The 17,001-nt window shown below is 69.4% G+C and carries 17 protein-coding genes and 1 pseudogene; 8 read left to right on the top strand and 10 right to left on the bottom strand.

The window, feature by feature from the left end:
- Positions 1-21: 21 nt before the first annotated feature.
- The 6 genes from ACFYMC_RS13975 to galU form a co-directional block, all read right to left on the bottom strand.
- Positions 22-1,065: a hypothetical protein gene (locus ACFYMC_RS13975; protein ID WP_388523634.1), complete on the bottom strand. Its 1,044-nt coding sequence runs from the start codon at positions 1,063-1,065 to the stop codon at positions 22-24.
- A gap of 165 nt (positions 1,066-1,230) precedes the next feature.
- A complete protein-coding gene (locus tag ACFYMC_RS13970) occupies positions 1,231-1,821 on the bottom strand; it encodes a GNAT family N-acetyltransferase (RefSeq protein ID WP_388523631.1) in 591 nt (196 codons plus the stop codon).
- A gap of 17 nt (positions 1,822-1,838) precedes the next feature.
- Positions 1,839-2,426 carry a molybdenum cofactor biosynthesis protein B gene (locus ACFYMC_RS13965; RefSeq protein WP_388523628.1) on the bottom strand — a complete coding sequence of 196 codons (588 nt, stop codon included), beginning with the start codon at positions 2,424-2,426 and terminating at the stop codon, positions 1,839-1,841.
- On the bottom strand, positions 2,423-2,902 hold the full coding sequence (gene moaC / locus ACFYMC_RS13960; RefSeq protein WP_388523625.1) for a cyclic pyranopterin monophosphate synthase MoaC: 480 nt from the start codon (positions 2,900-2,902) through the stop codon (positions 2,423-2,425). The genes ACFYMC_RS13965 and moaC overlap by 4 nt, the downstream gene beginning before the upstream one ends.
- An 80-nt stretch (positions 2,903-2,982) precedes the next feature.
- The gene (gene glp, locus ACFYMC_RS13955) at positions 2,983-4,317 is read right to left on the bottom strand and encodes a gephyrin-like molybdotransferase Glp (RefSeq protein WP_388523622.1); all 1,335 of its coding nucleotides are present in this window, start codon (positions 4,315-4,317) and stop codon (positions 2,983-2,985) included.
- Between the two features lie 4 nt (positions 4,318-4,321).
- Positions 4,322-5,230 (bottom strand): UTP--glucose-1-phosphate uridylyltransferase GalU, encoded by a 909-nt coding sequence (galU, locus tag ACFYMC_RS13950; protein ID WP_388523619.1) that lies wholly within the window; start codon positions 5,228-5,230, stop codon positions 4,322-4,324.
- An 81-nt stretch (positions 5,231-5,311) separates the two neighbouring features.
- Between galU and ACFYMC_RS13945 the strand changes: the two genes are divergently transcribed.
- Entirely contained in the window at positions 5,312-5,929 is a 618-nt protein-coding gene (locus ACFYMC_RS13945; protein WP_388523616.1) for a 5-formyltetrahydrofolate cyclo-ligase, read from the top strand.
- 4 nt (positions 5,930-5,933) lie between these two features.
- Here ACFYMC_RS13945 and ACFYMC_RS13940 read toward each other — a convergent pair whose 3' ends face one another.
- Positions 5,934-8,702 (bottom strand): penicillin acylase family protein, encoded by a 2,769-nt coding sequence (locus tag ACFYMC_RS13940; RefSeq protein WP_388523613.1) that lies wholly within the window; start codon positions 8,700-8,702, stop codon positions 5,934-5,936.
- 181 nt (positions 8,703-8,883) lie between these two features.
- On the opposite strand from ACFYMC_RS13940, the gene ACFYMC_RS13935 reads away from it, so the two are divergent.
- From ACFYMC_RS13935 to mscL, 6 genes are all read left to right on the top strand, one after another.
- A complete protein-coding gene (locus ACFYMC_RS13935) occupies positions 8,884-10,437 on the top strand; it encodes a potassium/proton antiporter (RefSeq protein ID WP_388523828.1) in 1,554 nt (517 codons plus the stop codon).
- A 295-nt stretch (positions 10,438-10,732) separates the two neighbouring features.
- Positions 10,733-12,067 (top strand): MFS transporter, encoded by a 1,335-nt coding sequence (locus ACFYMC_RS13930; RefSeq protein ID WP_388523610.1) that lies wholly within the window; start codon positions 10,733-10,735, stop codon positions 12,065-12,067.
- 68 nt (positions 12,068-12,135) lie between these two features.
- Positions 12,136-12,438: an FmdB family zinc ribbon protein gene (locus ACFYMC_RS13925; RefSeq protein ID WP_388523607.1), complete on the top strand. Its 303-nt coding sequence runs from the start codon at positions 12,136-12,138 to the stop codon at positions 12,436-12,438.
- A 132-nt stretch (positions 12,439-12,570) separates the two neighbouring features.
- Positions 12,571-13,404 (top strand): S-methyl-5'-thioadenosine phosphorylase, encoded by an 834-nt coding sequence (locus ACFYMC_RS13920; protein WP_388523604.1) that lies wholly within the window; start codon positions 12,571-12,573, stop codon positions 13,402-13,404.
- Positions 13,405-13,576: 172 nt separating this feature from the next.
- Positions 13,577-14,164: a hypothetical protein gene (locus ACFYMC_RS13915; RefSeq protein ID WP_388523601.1), complete on the top strand. Its 588-nt coding sequence runs from the start codon at positions 13,577-13,579 to the stop codon at positions 14,162-14,164.
- Positions 14,165-14,287: 123 nt separating this feature from the next.
- Entirely contained in the window at positions 14,288-14,767 is a 480-nt protein-coding gene (gene mscL, locus ACFYMC_RS13910; RefSeq protein WP_388523598.1) for a large conductance mechanosensitive channel protein MscL, read from the top strand.
- Between the two features lie 31 nt (positions 14,768-14,798).
- On the opposite strand, the gene ACFYMC_RS13905 is transcribed toward mscL, so the two are convergent.
- Positions 14,799-15,014 (bottom strand): hypothetical protein, encoded by a 216-nt coding sequence (locus ACFYMC_RS13905; RefSeq protein WP_388523595.1) that lies wholly within the window; start codon positions 15,012-15,014, stop codon positions 14,799-14,801.
- A 254-nt stretch (positions 15,015-15,268) separates the two neighbouring features.
- On the opposite strand from ACFYMC_RS13905, the pseudogene ACFYMC_RS13900 reads away from it, so the two are divergent.
- A pseudogene (locus ACFYMC_RS13900) lies at positions 15,269-15,475 on the top strand (low temperature requirement protein A); the annotation flags it as partial.
- 378 nt (positions 15,476-15,853) lie between these two features.
- Here the strand turns inward: ACFYMC_RS13900 and ACFYMC_RS13895 are convergent.
- Both ACFYMC_RS13895 and ACFYMC_RS13890 read right to left on the bottom strand, forming a co-directional pair.
- Complete coding sequence (locus tag ACFYMC_RS13895; RefSeq protein ID WP_388523593.1) at positions 15,854-16,051, bottom strand: hypothetical protein; 198 nt, start codon at positions 16,049-16,051, stop codon at positions 15,854-15,856.
- Positions 16,052-16,139: 88 nt separating this feature from the next.
- Positions 16,140-16,988 carry a helix-turn-helix domain-containing protein gene (locus ACFYMC_RS13890; protein ID WP_388523590.1) on the bottom strand — a complete coding sequence of 283 codons (849 nt, stop codon included), beginning with the start codon at positions 16,986-16,988 and terminating at the stop codon, positions 16,140-16,142.
- Between the last annotated feature and the right edge of the window lie 13 nt (positions 16,989-17,001).

Here is a 17,001-nt window from a genome sequence, read left to right as displayed (position 1 = left end):
CCGCTCCCCGCAGGTCACGCCTCACTCGTTCGCCGCGCGCGGCCGGTCCTCGCCCTCGTACTGGTCGAAGAGCGGTGTACGCCCCCGCTCCCGCGGACGGCGCTGCTGACCGGGGCGCTGGCGGCGAGCGCCGTCCGCGGTCGGCTCGGCCCGGGAGGCGCCCTCGGCAGCCGCGGGGGTGGTACGGAGCTTGGGGTTGGTGTCCGCGGTGCTCGATCGCGACGCGCTCCAGCCGTCCGAGGTGGCTCCGGTGGCCCGGGGCGCGACCGGCGCGGTCACATAGGTCGGCAACGGCACGGGCACCGGCTCCCAACTCTCACCGCGGGTCGGGCCCCGGTCTCGCTGCTGGTCCACCCACTCGGCGTGATCGGTCTGTTCGACGAGGGCCCGGCGCCCCGCCTCCTGCGGAGAGAGCGGCGGAGCCGGTTCGGGCTCCGAGTTCGTCTCGGCGACCGGGGGCGCTTCGCGGCGCTGACGCGGTCGGCTCTCGCGCAACTGCTGCGCGGCCACTTCGGCCCGGCGGCGGTCCATGGTGAACACGAAGCGCCGACGCTCTTGGACCCTCAGGTGCACGATGTAGGCGCTCAGCATCACCGCCGGGATCGAAGGAGCCCACAGGAAGTGCAGGCCGCCGACCGCGGCGACGACGGCGCCGAGGGTGAAGGCGAGGAAGAGGACGACGGTGGTACGCCGGCGCCGCGCCAGGACCTTGGAACGTTTGGCGCGCCGGGCTCGCTCCTCTGCGGCTCTCGCCAAGGGGTCTACCGGCCGCTGTTCACTCTTGACTCGGGGCGCGCTGGAGGCCCGGACGTCGACGGGGCTGATCGCTTCCGTCTTCGCGTCCGGGTCGGCTCGGGGTCCGGCCTCCTCGTTGCCGCGCTCTCGCAACTCCTTGGCATAACGGCGCTCCATGGCCGCCCGCCCGGACAGCAGCCGGATGGCGGTGGAGAAGCGTTCCGTCGGACGGGCTTCGTTCAGCTCGTCCTGCCTCCGGAGCCACATGGGCACCAGGTAGGCGGCCCAGGCCCCGACGATGACTGCATAGATGAGGCCGCTGCTGCTCACACAACACACCGTAGAGGGGTCAGCGCGAGGGCATACGCCAATTGGCCCGGTGTGTCGCACGATCTGGCTCATATCACGGAGTTTTTTTGTGATTGATTGGCTCAGCAGACGACCAAATGAGCACTTTATTCGAACACTTATTTTATTTCTTTGATAAGCGAGCGCTCAGTGTCTGACCTGGTGCCATCGCTGGAGCATTCCTTCAGGCACCTCCTCCTCCGTGAGCGCGAACACCAGATGGTCACGCCAAGCACCGTCGATGTGCAGATATCGGGGCCGAAGCCCCTCCTCACGGAATCCGAGCTTCTCCACCACCCGTCGGCTCGGGCCGTTCTCGGGGCGGATACACACCTCGATTCGGTGCAGCCCCACCGTCCGGAAGCAGTGGTCCACGGCCAGGGCCACCGCCGTCGGCATCACGCCACGACCGGCCACCTGGCTGTCCACCCAGTAGCCGATGTGCCCCGCGCACATCGAGCCCCAGGTGATGCCCGCCACCGTGAGCTGGCCAACCAGCCGACCCTCGTACTCGATGACGAACGGGAGCATGCGGCCCGCGACGGCCTCCGCCCTGAGATGGCGCACCATTTGACGGTAGGTCGGGCGCCGGGTCGCCGGTCCGCCCGGCCCTGGGGGCGGAACGGTCGCCTCCCAAGGCCGCAGCCATTCCCTGTTGCGCCGGTTCACCTCACGCCACGTGCTCTGGTCGCGCAGCCTTATCGGGCGGAGGAGCACCGGACCGTCCGCCAGGACCACGGGCCAGGAACGGGTGTTCAGCTCGGGCCCCCCGTGGGGCTGGGGTGGTCGCCACCCCGGATCTGGTCCACGGCGTGCAGGAGGAGGCGGCGGAGGACCACGATCCCGTCGCGCACCCCGCCCGTGGAGCCGGGCAAGTTGACGATCAGGGTGCGGCCGGCGACTCCCGCGAGGCCGCGCGAGAGCGCTGCCGTGGGGACCTTGGCCAGCCCCTCGGCCCGGATCGCCTCCGGGATGCCCGGAACCGGGTAGTCCAGCACCCGGGCCGTGGCCTCGGGAGTGCGGTCCGTCGGTGAGATGCCCGTACCGCCCGTGGTCAGGATGACCGCGTAGCCGGCGCCGACGCCCTCGCGCAGCGCCTGCTCCACCGGGTCACCATCCGGAACCACCCGGGGGCCGTCCACGAGGAACCCCAGGCCGGTGAGGGCCTCGGCGAGCAGCGGTCCACCGCGATCGGCGTACACGCCGGCGGAGGCCCGGTTGGAGGCGGTCACCACCAAGGCGCGGGGGGCTTCGCCGCCGGATGCGACCGGAGAGGTCGCCTCGGCCGGTTCGACGGGCCGACTGTGGCTGTGGGCCTCGCCGCCGCGTGGAGAGGGGCTCATGAGCGGCTCCAGTCGCCCGACTTGCCGCCCGTCTTCTCCTCCACCCGTACGTCCGTGATCACCGCGCCCTTGTCCACGGCCTTGACCATGTCGATCACGGTCAGCCCGGCGACCGCGACGGCCGTGAGAGCCTCCATCTCCACTCCGGTGCGGTCGGAGGTCTTCACGGTGGCACGGATCTCGACGGCGTCGTCGACCACCGTCAGGTCGACCTTGACGCCGGAGACGGCCAGCGGGTGGCACAGCGGGATCAGCTCAGGGGTCTTCTTCGCGCCCATGATGCCGGCGATCCGCGCGGTGGCGAGTGCGTCGCCCTTCGGCACTCCCTCGCCGCGCAGCAGCTCGATCACCCGCGGCGCCACCCGCACCCGGCCGCTGGCGCGGGCCGTGCGGGTGGTGACGTCCTTCCCCGACACATCGACCATCCGGGCAGCGCCGGCCTCGTCGATGTGGGTCAGCTTGTCGTTCGTGCTCACGTACCGCTCCCGGTCCGGGCCCCGCAGGGGATCTGCACGGGGCCTGCGTAGGGGCACACGGTACCCGGCCGGAACGTGGATCAGCCGAGCAGGACCACCTCCAGCTCGGTGCCGGACTCCACCGAGGTGAGCTCCTCGGGCACGACGATCAGCGAGTCGGCGTGAGCCAGTGCGGCGATCAGGTGCGAGCCGGAGCCACCCACCGGGGTGACGGTGCCGCTCGTCTGCTCATAGCTGCCGCGCAGGAACTGGCGCCGCCCGGCCGGGGACTTCAGCGCCTGATCGACTCGCACGACGGCCCTCACCGAAGGGCGATGCAGATCGGCGAGTCCCATCAGCGCCCGGATAGCGGGCCGCACAAAGAGTTCGAAGGACACGTAGCAGGAGACCGGATTGCCCGGCAGGGCCATCAGCGGGGTGTGGTCGGGACCGATGGAACCGAACCCCTGTGGTTTTCCGGGCTGCATGGCCAACTTGCGGAAGTCGATCCCGGAACCCTCCTCGTCCGCGTCACCCACTGAGGACAGCGCCTCCTTGACCACGTCGTAGGCGCCCACGCTCACCCCTCCGGTGGTCACCACGAGATCGGCCCTGATCAGCTGGTCCTCGATGGTCGCGCGCAGGATGTCGGCCTCGTCCGCGACCGCCCCGACCCGGTAGGCGAGTGCTCCCGCGTCCCGGGCCGCGGCGGCCAGCGCGAAGCTGTTGGAATCGTAGATCCGGCCTTCGGTCAACGGTTCGCCGGGTTGGACGAGTTCGCTACCGGTGGAGAGCACCACCACCCTGGGGCGTGGCCGCACCCGCACGGTGCCCCGCCCGATCGCGGCGAGGAGCGCGATCTGAGGGGGGCCGAGAACCGTGCCGGCGGCGAGTGCGAGGTCGCCCGCCTCGACATCGCTGCCGCGAGCCCGTACGTGGGCTCGGGCCTGGGCGGACCGGTAGACCCGAACCTCGCCGCCGGCGCCCTCGGGGGCGGCGCTGGCGGCGGTCATGCCAGTGGCGGTGCCCGCCCCGGTGCCGCCGTCGGTCCACTCGACCGGCACGACGGCTTCCGCTCCCGGCGGCAGCGGCGCGCCGGTCATGATCCGGGCGCATTCGCCGGGACCCACGGTGGGCAGGGGACCGCTTCCAGCGGCGATGTCGCCGATGACGTTCAGCACCGCGGGGAACTCCTCGGTCGCACCCGTCACGTCGGCCGTGCGCACTGCGTAGCCGTCCATCGAACTGTTGTCGAAGGGAGGCAGGGCGACGGGGACGGTCACGTCCTCGACCAGGACGCAGCCCTGGGCATCGAGCAGCTGGAGTTCGATGGGTTCCAGCGGGCGGACGGCTTCGAGGACGTCGGCGAGGTGCTCGTCCACCGACCACAGTCGCTGGGCGTCCTCGCCGGTGTCCGGTACTGCGGTGCTGCTCAACGTGCTACATCTCCTCGTCGACGTAACTGCGAAGCCAGTCCCGGAACTCCGGGCCCAGGTCTTCACGTTCGCACGCGAGTCTGACGATGGCCCGCAGATAGTCCCCGCGGTCGCCGGTGTCGTAGCGGCGACCCCTGAAGATCACCCCGAACACCGGGCCACCGACCTTCTCGTCGGCAGCCAGCTTCTGCAGGGCGTCGGTGAGCTGGATCTCCCCACCGCGGCCCGGCTCGGTCTCCCGCAGTATGCCGAAGACCGCGGGGTCCAGGACGTACCGGCCGATGATCGCGTAGTTGCTGGGTGCCTCGGCTGGATCCGGCTTCTCCACCAGGTCGGTGACCCGCACGAGGTCACCGTCGCCGCCTTCGACCGGCTTGACCGCAGCGCAGCCGTACAGGTGGATCTGCTCGGGCGCGACCTCCATCAGTGCGATCACGCTGCCGCCGCGCTCGGCCCGGGTCTGCACCATGCGGGCGAGCAGCGGGTCGCGCGGGTCGATGAGGTCGTCGCCCAGCAGTACGGCGAAGGGCTGGTCACCCACGTGCGGCGCCGCGCACAGCACCGCGTGGCCGAGCCCCCGCGGGTCGCCCTGACGGACGTAGTGCATGGTGGCGAGGTCGCTGGACTCCTGGACTCGCTGCAGGCGCGCTTCGTCGCCCTTGGTCTCCAGGGCCGATTCCAGCTCGTAGTTGCGGTCGAAGTGGTCCTCCAGGGGCCGCTTGTTGCGCCCCGTGACCATGAGTACGTCGGAAAGCCCCGCGGCGACCGCTTCCTCCACCACATACTGGATGGCCGGCTTGTCCACGACGGGGAGCATCTCCTTGGGCGTGGCCTTGGTAGCCGGCAGGAAGCGCGTGCCGAGGCCCGCCGCGGGAATGACAGCCTTGCTGATCACTGCTCCAGACTCAGTCATGGCGGCACCATATCCGCACCACCTGCAATGAAATTTGGCTTTCAGATAAAAATCTGATGATTTGAAGGGTTTGGGGAGCACGTGAGCACAGCAGTTGGCCCCGGCGGAACCGACAAGGCGGGCATCCGGCGCGAGCTGCTCGCCGCCCGGCGACAACTCACCCCGGACCAGGCCTCAGCCACCGGCCACTCGCTGGCCAGGCGCGCGCTGGAACTTCCCGAGCTGGCCGGGGCGGGTACCGTCGCCGCCTACGTCTCGGTGGGGACCGAACCGGGGACGCGGTCGCTGCTCGACGCCTTGCGTGAGCGTGGCACCCGGGTACTGCTCCCCCTCCTGCTCCCGGACAACGACCTCGACTGGGCCGTGTACGAAGGGGCGGGCCGACTGATGAACGTCGGGCACCCGGGCAAGATGCGCCTGCTGGAGCCGTCCGCCACGCCACTGGGCCCGCAGGCGGTGGTGGAGGCCGACGCCGTGTTGTTGCCGGGCTTGGCCGTGGACGGCCGCGGGATGAGGTTGGGGCGCGGCGGTGGTTCCTACGACCGGGTACTGGCGCGGCTGGAGCGGGCGGGCGCACATCCGGCACTGGTGGTGCTCCTCTACGACCACGAGGTGGTCGCCCGGGTCCCGCAGGAACCGCACGACCACCCCGTGCACGCGGTGGTGACCCCCTCAGGAGTCCGGCGCTTCGCGCCGTAGGGCCTCAGGGCTTGAGCGTCAAGGTGTCCACGGTCGTCTTGTCGACGGCCTCCTTGGTGAACGCCCAGTCCAGTAGCTCACCCTTGACCCACATCTGTGTCTGGTCGGTGTAGTGGTCGTCATAGGCGTGCCCGGAGGCGCCACTGAGGTTGATCCAGCGGGACTTGTCCAGGGCGCCCAGGCTGACGACCATCCGCATCGACGGGACCCAGCTGACCTCGTAGCCGGACGCCGCGTTCCAGCCCGTGGCGTTGACTGCCGCCTCACCACCGCCCAGGTTCCAGGGGCCGCGGTTGAGGAGCCACTGGAGGAAGCCGGGGCCCTCGGTGCCCAGGGTCTGGTTGTTCAGCATCAGCCGGTGCAGTCGGCCCCAGCTCCAGGTGTTGATGTCCTTGCCGAGCTTGGCCGTCAGCTCCCACCGGGCGTCCTTCATGGCACGGGCGAAGAGCTCGTCGCGGGTCTTGGTAGCCGGATCCAGGCGGGTGCGCGGAGACTGCCACCAGGCGGAGTCCTCGTTCTTGATCAGCTTGCGCACCACCTCGAACCAGCGGTCCCCGCCGTCGGGCTGGGCACTGTCCGCGGACCGCTCGCCGCACTCGCGGACCACCTCGGCGAGGTCGTCGGCGGGGCCGGTTCCGGAGGCCCGTACGTTCAGACAGCTGTCCTCGACCCTGAGCTCCTTGGGCAGTTTGTCCCCGAAGGCGAGTTTGAGGATGTTGCGCCAGACCGCATTGAAGTACGCGGCGGCAGCGGAGTCCGGCTCCTGGGTGTAGTTCCAGCCGTCGAGCAGCCGCTGGGCCTCGCGGACCTCGGGATCCGCGACGTCGAGTTTGGCGAGGATGGGGGCGAGCAGCGTCGCGATCTCGCTGCTGTTGTCCATCTGCATGGTGCGCATGTCGTCGGTGGAGACCTTGCCACCGTCCGCGATCTTCGCTTCCAGGAGGTCGTTGATGCGCTGGCTGCGCACGCCATAGCCCCAGTCGGTGGTCAGCACGTGCGGGTACTTGCCGTCTCCGGCCTCGATCGCCGCCTGATTGGCGGTGACGATGAAACCGCGCTCGGGGTCTTGGGCGTACGGCAGTTCAGCGAAGGGGATGTAGCCCTTCCACTTGTACTTGGGGTCCCAGCCGGGCACCGGCATCCGGCCGTCACCGGCGCCGCGGACCGGCACCTTGCCCGGCATCTGGTACCCGATGTGGCCCTGTGCGCCCTTGGCGTCGGCATAGACCAAGTTCTGCGAGGGCACCTCGAAGTCCCGGGCGGCCTTGCGGAAGGACTCGAAGTCCGTGGCGCGATTGATCTTGAAGACGGCGTCCATGGAGTTGCCCGGGTCCAGTGCGGTCCAGCGCAGCGCCACGGCGTAACCGGCGCCGCGGTCGGGAGCGGAACTGGAGACGGGCGCGCGGGCTCCGACGGCAGTCAGGGAGTCGCTGCGGTCGGAGACCAGGGGACCGTTGCCGGTGGACCGGACGGTGATCTTCTTGCTGGCTCCGCCGGCCACCTTGATGACCTCTTCGCGGGTGGTGAAGGGCACGGTCTTGCCATCGAGGCGGTAGCCCTCCGGCGACACCTGCTCCAGGTAGAGGTCGGTGACGTCGGCCCCGTTGTTGGTGAAGCCCCAGGCGATGTCCTGGTTGTGGCCGATGATCACGCCGGGCATGCCGGAGAAGGTGAAACCGGATACGTCGTAGCGACACTGCGCAGAGGCCGTGCGGCAGTGCAGGCCCATCTGGTACCAGAGCGAGGGCAGCATCGGAGCCAGGTGCGGATCATTGGCGAGCAGCGGCTTGCCGGTGGTGGTGTGTTTGCCGGAGACCACCCACGAGTTCGAGCCGATGCCACTGCCGTTGGGGCCGAGCAGCGCCGGGATCTGGTCGAGGGTCTTGGCCAGGGCGCCGAGCTGGGCGCTGACCCCCTGCGCGGCGCCCTGGACGGTCGTGCCGGCCGTGCCGGACCCGGCGGCGCCGTCGAAACCACCACCGGAGGAACCCGAAGACTCCGCCCCGTCCGGCTGGAACTCCTCGGTGGCGGAGTCCACCGAGCCGCCGACCACGATCGGCCGGTTCCGGTTGAAGGGGTAGGGCGGGTAGAGCTCGTCGATCTGCTTCGAGGAGAGCCGTTCGGACATCAAGGAGCGGTCGATCTCGTCCTGGATGTTGCCGCGCAGATCCCAGGCCATCGCCTTGAGCCAGGCCACCGAATCGATCGGGGTCCACTTCTCGGGCCGGTAGTTGCTGTCCAGGTCCAGCGCCGCGTGCTCCACGGACAGCTGCTTGCCCGAGCGGTCCTTCAGGTAGGCGTTGACCCCGTCGGCGTAGGCCTGGAGGTACTTCTTGGTCTCCGGGGAGAGCTTGGAGTCGTACTCGGCCTGCGCGACCCGGTGCCAGCCGAGGGTACGCAGGAAGGCGTCGGTCTCCACCTGGCCGCTGCCGAACATCTCCGACAAGCGGCCGGAGGTCAGGTGGCGACGGACGTCCATCTCCCAGAAGCGGTCCTGCGCGTGCACGAAACCCTGTGCGCGAAAGAGATCTACGTCACTGTCCGCGTACAACTGCGGGATGCCCTTGGCGTCCCTTTTGACCTCGACGGGGCCGCTGAGCCCGGCGAGCTGGATCTCACCCGTCGTCTGGGGAGCGGAGGCCCGCACGCTGTCGACGCTCCAGTACACGCCGTAGCCGAGGCCCGCTACGAGCGCCAGGACCAGGAGGAGCACGATCAGACGGGCACGTCGCCCCTTCTTCTTGGGGGAAGGGACGGATTCGTTCGCGGGCATCGCTGTCCTTCGAGGGGCAGGGTGGTCCTGGAGTGCTGGGAGCAACCATAGGCGCAGCGTCCACCGCGCTCGGACGCGGTGTCAGGGACTGCCTCGAACACGCGTCTAGGTTGAGAAGGGCAGCGTTAAGAACCCATCAAAGATTAGGTAAGGTAACGAAGTACCGTCCGTCGGAGTAACGATCCGACGGGCAATCCGAGGGAAGGGCCGCCCACTGACTGTCCACCAACTCAACGAGCTCCTACTGATCTGCTCGGTCGTGCTGCTCATCGCCGTCGCGGCGGTGCGCATCTCCTCGCGCAGCGGCCTCCCCAGCCTGCTCATCTACCTGGGCATCGGGGTCGCGATCGGTCAGGACGGCATCGGCAACGTCGGCTTCGACAACGCCGAACTCACGCAGGTCATCGGCTATGCAGCACTGGTCGTGATCCTCGCCGAGGGTGGGCTGGGCACCAAGTGGAAAGAGATCAGACCCGCCCTGCCGGCTGCCGTCGTGCTCTCTTTGGTGGGTGTGGCGATCAGCGTGGGAGTGACCGCCGCCGGCGCCCACTACCTCGTGGGACTGGAGTGGCGGCAGGCCCTGATCATCGGCGCGGTGGTCTCCTCAACGGACGCCGCAGCGGTGTTCTCTGTGCTGCGCAAGGTGCCGCTGCCGGCCCGCGTGACGGGCGTCCTGGAAGCCGAGTCGGGCTTCAACGACGCCCCCGTGGTGATCCTCGTGGTCGCCTTCTCCACCGTCGGCCCGGTAGACGAGTGGTACGTACTCGTCGGCAAGATCATGCTGGAGCTCGCGATCGGTGCCGCCGTCGGCCTGGCTGTCGGCTGGCTCGGCGCCTTCGGCCTGCGCCACGTGGCGCTCCCTGCCTCCGGCCTCTACCCGATCGCCGTCATGGCCATCGCGGTCAGCGCCTACGCCGCCGGCGCCCTGGTGCACGGCAGCGGCTTCCTGGCGGTGTACCTGGCCGCCATGGTGCTCGGCAACGCCAAACTGCCGCACTGGCCCGCCACCCGCGGATTCGCAGACGGCCTCGGCTGGATCGCGCAGATCGGCATGTTCGTCATCCTCGGACTGCTGGTGACCCCGTCTGACCTGGTCAACGACTTCTGGCCGGCCGTGATCATCGGCCTGGTGCTGACCATGGTGGCCCGCCCCCTGGAGGTCTTCCTCAGCCTGTTGCCCTTCCGGGTGCCCTGGCGGGAGAAGGCCTTGATGTCCTGGGCCGGCCTGCGCGGCGCCGTCCCCATCATCCTGGCGACCATCCCCATGGTGTACGGGATCGAGGGCAGCGACCGGGTCTTCAACATCGTCTTCGTGCTCGTGGTGGTCTACACGCTCATCCAGGGCCCCACCCTGCCCTGGGTGGCGCGGAAGCTGAAGCTCGGCGGCCCCGACGCGGGAACCACCGACCTCGGCATCGAATCGGCCCCACTGGAACGGCTGCGCGGGCACCTGCTGTCCTTCTCCGTCCCGGAGTCCTCCCGCATGCACGGAGTCGAGGTCAGCGAACTCCGGCTGCCGGCCGGAGCGGCGGTGACCCTGGTGGTGCGGGACGGGAGGAGCTTCGTGCCCCTGCCCTCCACGGTGCTACGGCGCCGGGACGAACTGCTGGTGGTCAGCACCGACCCGGTGCGGGACGCCGCCGAGGCCCGGCTGCGTGCGGTGGCGCACGGCGGAAAGCTGGCCGGATGGCTCGGCACCGGCAACCACGGCGGCAGCACCAGAAGTCGGGGTTGATCAGGCCGACCGCCCGCCAATCACAGGTGAAGACGAGACCTGTAGGTGGAATCACAGGACCGGCTTCGAGGATTGCCTGTACCATGAAGGCACACATATCGATGACCAACTCTGTCTGACGCAGAGCTGGCGCGACCGCCCGGCGGCCGTGGCCCCCTTCCGCAGTGGATGGCCCAGGTATCTACCCCGGTTCTGCGCATGAGGACAGCTCTCGGGGCTCCCACCAACGGGCCCGGCCCACGAAGCCGGCGCCCGTCCGCCGGGGAGCACTACCAGGCAGCGGAAAGGCAAGGCCGTGACATCCGCGGTCACGACCGAGAAGCAGTCCCGCCCCGGCTACGGACAACTGCTGCGCACACCTGGCGCACTCAGCTTCCTGATCCCCGGCTTCGCCGCACGCCAGCCCTTCGCGATGCTGACCATCGGCATCGTGCTGCTCGTCCAGCACACCACCGGTTCCTTCGGTAGCGCCGGTCTGGTCGCCGCCGTCACCGGCATCTCCATGGCGGTCTTCGCCCCGCAGATGGGCAAGCTCGCCGACCGCTTCGGCCAGAGCGCCGTGCTGGTCCCGGTGGTCCTGACCCACTCCGCGGCCGTGAGCGCCCTGACCGCGCTCGCCCTCCTCGACGCCCCGCTGTGGGCGCTGGCAGCCGCTGCGATCCCCGCCGGCGCCTCCGTCCCGCAGGTGGGCCCCATGGTGCGGGCCCGCTGGGCAGCCCGCCTCGAAGGCTCCCCGCTGATGCAGACGGCAGCGGCCTTCGAGTCGGTCACCGACGAGTTCACCTTCGTCGTCGGCCCGGTGCTCGCGACCTTCCTCTGCACCTCGGTGCACCCGGCCGCCGGCCTCGTCGCCGAAGCTGCCCTGACCCTGGCGGGCGGCCTGCTCTTCGCCGCGCAGCGCACCACCCAGCCCAAGCCGCACGGCCGCGGAAGCACCGCCGAGAAGCGGTCCTCCGCGCTCTCCGTACCCGGCGTGCGCGTCCTGATCGTCGCCTTCCTCGGCATCGGCGCCGTCTTCGGCGGCATGCAGGTCTCGCTGACCGCCTTCTCCGAGGAGATCGGCAACCCCGGCGTCAACGGCCTGCTCTACGGCGTCTTCGCGGCCGGCAACATGCTCGCCGGCATCGCCTGTGGCGCCATCGCGTGGAAGGTCGGCCCCCGCCGGCGTCTCCTCCTCGGGTACACCGGGCTCACGTTGGCCGCCTCGGGGCTGTGGGCCGTGCACTCGGCGCCGCTCCTGGGCGGACTCGGCCTGCTGGTCGGCCTGTGCATCGCACCGGCGCTGATCACCGGCTACACGCTGGTGGAGAAGTTGGTGCCGGCCACCGCGCGGACCGAGGCCTTCACCTGGCTGACCGGCGCCGTCGCCTTCGGGCAGGCGCTGGCCGTGACCGTGGCAGGTCGACTCGCCGACTCCTTCGGCGCCAGCTCCGGCTTCCTGGTGCCGCTGGCCGCCACTGCGGTGGCCCTGCTCACGCTTGTGGTGCTGCGCGCCCGACTGGCACCGAACGCGCCCGGTCGGGTGGTCAGCGCGTCCGCGCAAGCGCACGGGGAAACCGCCCGGCAGCCCCGTGCGGACACCCGCGCGGAGCGTGGCATCGGTCACCGAGTGCCGGTGACGGTGGACTGATCCAGCGGAATACGTCACTATGGACCGTCGTTAGCACTCATCGAGTGAGAGTGCCAGGAGGAAGACAAGTGCCGACCTACCAGTACCAGTGCACCGAGTGCGGCGAGGGCCTTGAGGCGGTCCAGAAGTTCACCGACGACGCCTTGACCGAGTGCCCGAACTGCCAGGGACGCCTGAAGAAGGTGTTCTCCGCGGTCGGCATCGTCTTCAAGGGTTCCGGCTTCTACCGCAATGACAGCCGGGGTTCGTCGTCGTCGAGCACCCCTGCGTCCAAGCCGGCCAGCCCGGCGCCTGCGGCGGCTTCCTCGTCGCCCAGCGCCCCCGCCACGAGCAGCAGCAGCGGCTCCGCCAGCAGCACCACGGCTGCCTGACCGGCACCAGCACCTCGCGGCCCCCCACCTCGCACGGGCCGACTGCCCGGCGGCTCCGCCGCGCCGGCGGTGGGGGCCTCGGCCGCTGCACGTCCCGCGGAGCTCAGCCCACCCGCCCTTAGGGTGTGCTCCATGGCGAACGCAGAGATCGGTGTCATCGGCGGCTCGGGCCTGTACTCCTTCCTGGAGGACGTCTCCGAGTACGAGGTGGACACACCGTACGGAAAGCCCAGCGACTCCCTGTTCCTCGGCACGGTGGCCGGTCGGCAAGTGGCCTTCCTCCCCCGTCACGGCCGTGGCCATCACCTCCCACCCCACAAGATCAACTACCGGGCCAACCTCTGGGCCCTGCGCTCGCTGGGCGTCCGCCAGATACTCGCGCCCTGCGCCGTGGGTGGCCTGCGACCCGAATACGGTCCGGGCACGCTCCTCGTCGCGGACCAACTGATCGACCGTACGAGCGCCCGCGTCCAGACCTACTTCGACGGGGTACCGCGCCCGGACGGTCAGGTCCCCAACGTGGTCCACACGACCTTCGCCGACCCGTACTGCCAGACCGGCCGGGCCGTGGCATTGGCCGCCGCCCGCGGCCGGGAATGGGAACCGGTGGACGGCGGCACGCTGGTCGTCATCGAGGGGCCGCGCTTCTCCACCCGCGCCGAGTCGCGGTGGTACGCGGCCATGGGAGGATCGGTCGTCGGCATGACCGGCCACCCCGAAGCGGTGCTCGCCCGAGAGCTGGGGCTCTGCTACACCGCCGTGGCCCTGGTCACCGACCTCGATGCGGGCGCCGAGACCGGCGAGGGCGTCTCCCACACCGAAGTGCTCCAGGTGTTCGGGCAGAACGTGGGCAGGCTACGCAAAGTGCTCTTCGACGCCGTGGCAGAGCTTCCCAGAAACGAGGCGCGGGACTGCCTGTGCTCCCGCGCGCACGACGGCTGGGAGCTGGGGATCGAACTGCCCTGATCCTCTGAATACTCCCCCACACGGGTGAGCGGCTTATCCACAGAGCTCAGGCTGTCCACAGTCACCGGCGGCCCGCGGACCGTGGGCGGACCCTGGGGAATGTCCGGGCGGCGGGTCCGGGCGCCGGACCCGGGGGTCCGGCTCACAGCGGACGCTGATCGGCGGTGGCCCCATGCCCTCCCCCTCGACCCCATCCGTCGCCCCTCTCTCCGGCTGCGCCTATCCGGCGCCCCGGGAGATCCCGGAGTTCAAACCACTGCGGGTCGGCAGACGATTCGGATGGCCGCCGGGCTCCGGCCGTCACCGGCGCCAGGCCGTGGCCGCCGCGCTCGGCGCGGCGGCCATCGGACTGGCCTGCGCGGCCTTCGGCGCCGAGGAGCCCTCCAAGCCTCCCCACCCGACCGGCCCCGCGCCCGCAGTCACCATGGCGGGCCGGCCGGGCGCGCCACCGGCCGCAGCACCCCCGCCCAGGGCCGAGGCCACTCGCCTGGTATCGGCTCCGGTCCGGATCGCGGACGCCGCGACGGTGCGCCTGCTGCGCCCGGGAGACCGGGTCGACGTAGTGGCGGTGGACAGCAGCCCCGCACAGCAACCATCTCGCCCACGGGTGTTGGCTACGGCAGCCCAGGTCACCGAGGTGCCAGGGCCTGAAGAGGGCCTCGCCGAGGGCGCGTTGGTGGTCCTCTCCGTACCCCGTGGCACCGCCCAGCGGCTCGTCGGGGCCGCCACCGTCTCCCGATTGGCGGTATCGCTGTGCTGACCCGTGCACTTGAGCGGTGGAGTAAGCCGCACGTGCGGCTCGATTGGACAGGGTGGGCCCGGACTGCCGTATTTTTCGGAACCGTTGACTCCGTGTTCCGTAGATACGAAGAGAGGCTCACCTGTGAGCAACAAGGGCGTCTGGGCAGGTTTCAAGGAATTCCTGACCCGTGGAAACGTGGTCGATCTGGCCGTTGCGGTGGTCATCGGCGCCGCGTTCACCAACATCGTGAACTCCGTGGTCAAGGGCGTCATCAACCCCCTGGTCGGCGCGATCGGCACCCAGGACCTCGACCAGTACAGCTCCTGCCTGAAGTCTCCCTGCGAGGTGGACCCTGCCACCGGCGAAGTGATGACCGGCATCCCGATCATGTGGGGCACCGTGCTCAGCGCGACGCTCAGCTTCCTGATCACGGCTGCCGTGGTCTACTTCCTGATGGTGTTGCCCATGGCGAAGTACCTGGCCCGGATGGCAGACCGGCGGAAGGCCAAGGAGGGCGTCAAGGAGACCCTGGAGGTCACCGAGCTCGAAGTGCTCAAGGAGATCCGCGACGAGCTGATGGCCCAGCGCAACAACGGGCAGGGGCGCGGTCCCCAGTACTGACCCCACTCACCGGACCAGGCCGTGGACGGGCTCAGAGGTGGTGCGGCGGCTTCTCGTCGAGGAAGCGCGCGAGATCCGCGGCGCTCCCGGAATCGGCGAGCGGCCGGTCACCCCAGCCACGATCGGAGTCATCCGCGGACGGCCGGTCCAGCGGATCATCGAAATCGATCTTCGGCTTGGCCTTGGGGGCATTGCTCTCGGACGCGCTTCGTGTCCTGCGCGGACCGGGAGTGGCGGCGGTGCTCATGCCTCCAGGGTACGGCCGCGGGCCGGCTCGGACCCCAGCCGCTCCTGAGCCCCCGGCCGGGCCCCCGGGGCCTACCGGAGGGCCCTGGACGCGCCGCACACCGCCAAGGAGCCCGGCGCAGCCCAAGCGGGCGGGTCCCCACTGTGATCGCACGCCTGGCGGGGCCTCTCCGAAGAGACCCGCCCGGGGGGCTGAGCAGGAGCCGGCCGCGCGTCCGACCAGCCGGTTCCGGTCCTTCGTGCTCTCCTGTCGCCATGGCGTACGTACCGATGACCGCCCGCAACCGCACCGAGGGGCACCGCACAGCGACCCCACTGGAACTCTTCTTCGACCTCTGCTTCGTCGTCGCCGTCGCCCAGGCGGGCGCGCAACTGGTCCACTCGATCACCGAGCACCACACGGCGGACGGGGTGGTGGGCTACCTCTTCGTCTTCTTCGGCGTGTGGTGGGCGTGGCCTAACGGTGCAACAGGTTGACCTGAGCCTAGCGTCCGGCCTGGTCAGCGCCTAGCCCGAGCACGAGAACCCCGCCCGCGCGCTACGGAGGCAGCGTACGAACGGGGTCGGGCCGAACCGCTGAGCTGCCTTGCTCGCCGTCGCTCAGCGGGCCGGGGCTCTACTCGACACGGGTCACGCGGGCATGGTCGGTGTACTCGCGCCGGAACACGTCGTGACCGGTCCGACCGGTATGCCGTAGGGCCCAGTCTTGCGCGCCGTCCGGGTCGCCCTGAGGGCCCGATGACTGGCCGCACCCGTGCGCCGTGCAGAATAGTTCGGCCGTGACCCCGCCCTCCGGCACGCGAGTGATGACGTGCTTCACGTACCGCATGACCGTGCGGCTCATTGATGCCCCTCGGGGTGCTTGCGCATGAGGACGTTGCAGTCAGAGACAGCGGTCATGTCGCCCCCTGTGCGGGCACGGTCCCGGACGTTGACCAGTTCCCGGCAACCGGCGCACCCGGGCGCGGGTACAGGTTCCGGGTCCAGCCTTAGCGGCAGGTCTACCGGGGCACTCGGGTACGTTCTCAGCTCGCTCATGCCGACCCCTTCACGTCGTCCGTCTGGACACCACGCTAGGAACGGAGAGGGTCCAACTCCCAATCAGTTCCACGGAGTTCCACGGGCATCACTCCAACGCGTCAATGGCGGAGGTGATCAAGGAACGGGCATCCGATCCAAAAACGGCCAGCTTTGAGAACTTCGCGAAGGCTTTGAGGTACTGGTCCACCTCTGACGGAGCGGTCACGTTCACTTGCGCGGTCAGCGTCTCCACCTGTGCGCGCTTCTTGTCGTAGACGCTGAACGTCTCGATCATCCACATTCGCCGATCAGCGGAGAAGGGAATCACGCCTAGCGAAACCGAAGGAAAAGCCATTACGGAAAGGAGGTAGCCGAGTTGACCCGCCATCACTTCCGCTCCGCCGACCCTATGTCGCAGAACCGCCTCTTCGACAAGCAATGCGAACCGGTGATTGCCTTCACGGATCACCCGGGAGCGCTCTATCCGTGCAGCGACCGCATCCGTTACGTCATCCGGCGTTCCACGAAAAGCAGCGATGGAGCCGAGCAGCGCTGTGGCATACCCCTCCGTTTGGAGCAGCCCAGGAATCACATTTGAGCAATAGATCCTGAACGTCTCTGTTCGCTCGAAGAGCGGAACATAGGATTCTTGAAGCCGTCGCAATCCCGTGCGTTGCAATCTGCGCCACTCGACGTATGCACTGTCGGCCGACCGGGACGCCGCTATCAAATCAGCGGCCATCCCGTCGGCTTCGCAAGCGCGACACCATGCCCGGATATCGTCATCTGACGGAGGTGTAACGGCGTTCTCAAGGCGAGACACCTTGGACTTGTACCAGCCGGTTCGGTCGGCAACGTCCTTGGCCGTGAGGTTGGCGTCCCGGCGGATCTCCCGCAACCGGTCAGCAACCGCCTTGCGGGCAGCTTGGACACTCGATGAAGGCGACGCGGACATGAGTCGTTGAATC

This window comes from Streptomyces sp. NPDC006879, from assembly GCF_042869595.1.
Taxonomy (GTDB): domain Bacteria; phylum Actinomycetota; class Actinomycetes; order Streptomycetales; family Streptomycetaceae; genus Streptomyces.
Note: the sequence above shows the minus strand (reverse complement) of the source record. Positions and strands in the feature narration are given on the sequence as shown.

Excerpts from the sequence above, each read along its gene's own strand:
- ACFYMC_RS13965 (WP_388523628.1), bottom strand. The coding sequence starts at position 2,426 with ATGAGCCCCTCTCCACGCGGCGGCGAGGCCCACAGCCACAGTCGGCCC.
- galU (WP_388523619.1), bottom strand. The coding sequence starts at position 5,230 with ATGACTGAGTCTGGAGCAGTGATCAGCAAGGCTGTCATTCCCGCGGCG.
- ACFYMC_RS13940 (WP_388523613.1), bottom strand. The coding sequence starts at position 8,702 with ATGCCCGCGAACGAATCCGTCCCTTCCCCCAAGAAGAAGGGGCGACGT.
- ACFYMC_RS13920 (WP_388523604.1), top strand. The coding sequence starts at position 12,571 with ATGGCGAACGCAGAGATCGGTGTCATCGGCGGCTCGGGCCTGTACTCC.
- ACFYMC_RS13915 (WP_388523601.1), top strand. The coding sequence starts at position 13,577 with ATGCCCTCCCCCTCGACCCCATCCGTCGCCCCTCTCTCCGGCTGCGCC.
- ACFYMC_RS13905 (WP_388523595.1), bottom strand. The coding sequence starts at position 15,014 with ATGAGCACCGCCGCCACTCCCGGTCCGCGCAGGACACGAAGCGCGTCC.
- ACFYMC_RS13895 (WP_388523593.1), bottom strand. The coding sequence starts at position 16,051 with ATGAGCGAGCTGAGAACGTACCCGAGTGCCCCGGTAGACCTGCCGCTA.
- ACFYMC_RS13890 (WP_388523590.1), bottom strand. The coding sequence starts at position 16,988 with ATGTCCGCGTCGCCTTCATCGAGTGTCCAAGCTGCCCGCAAGGCGGTT.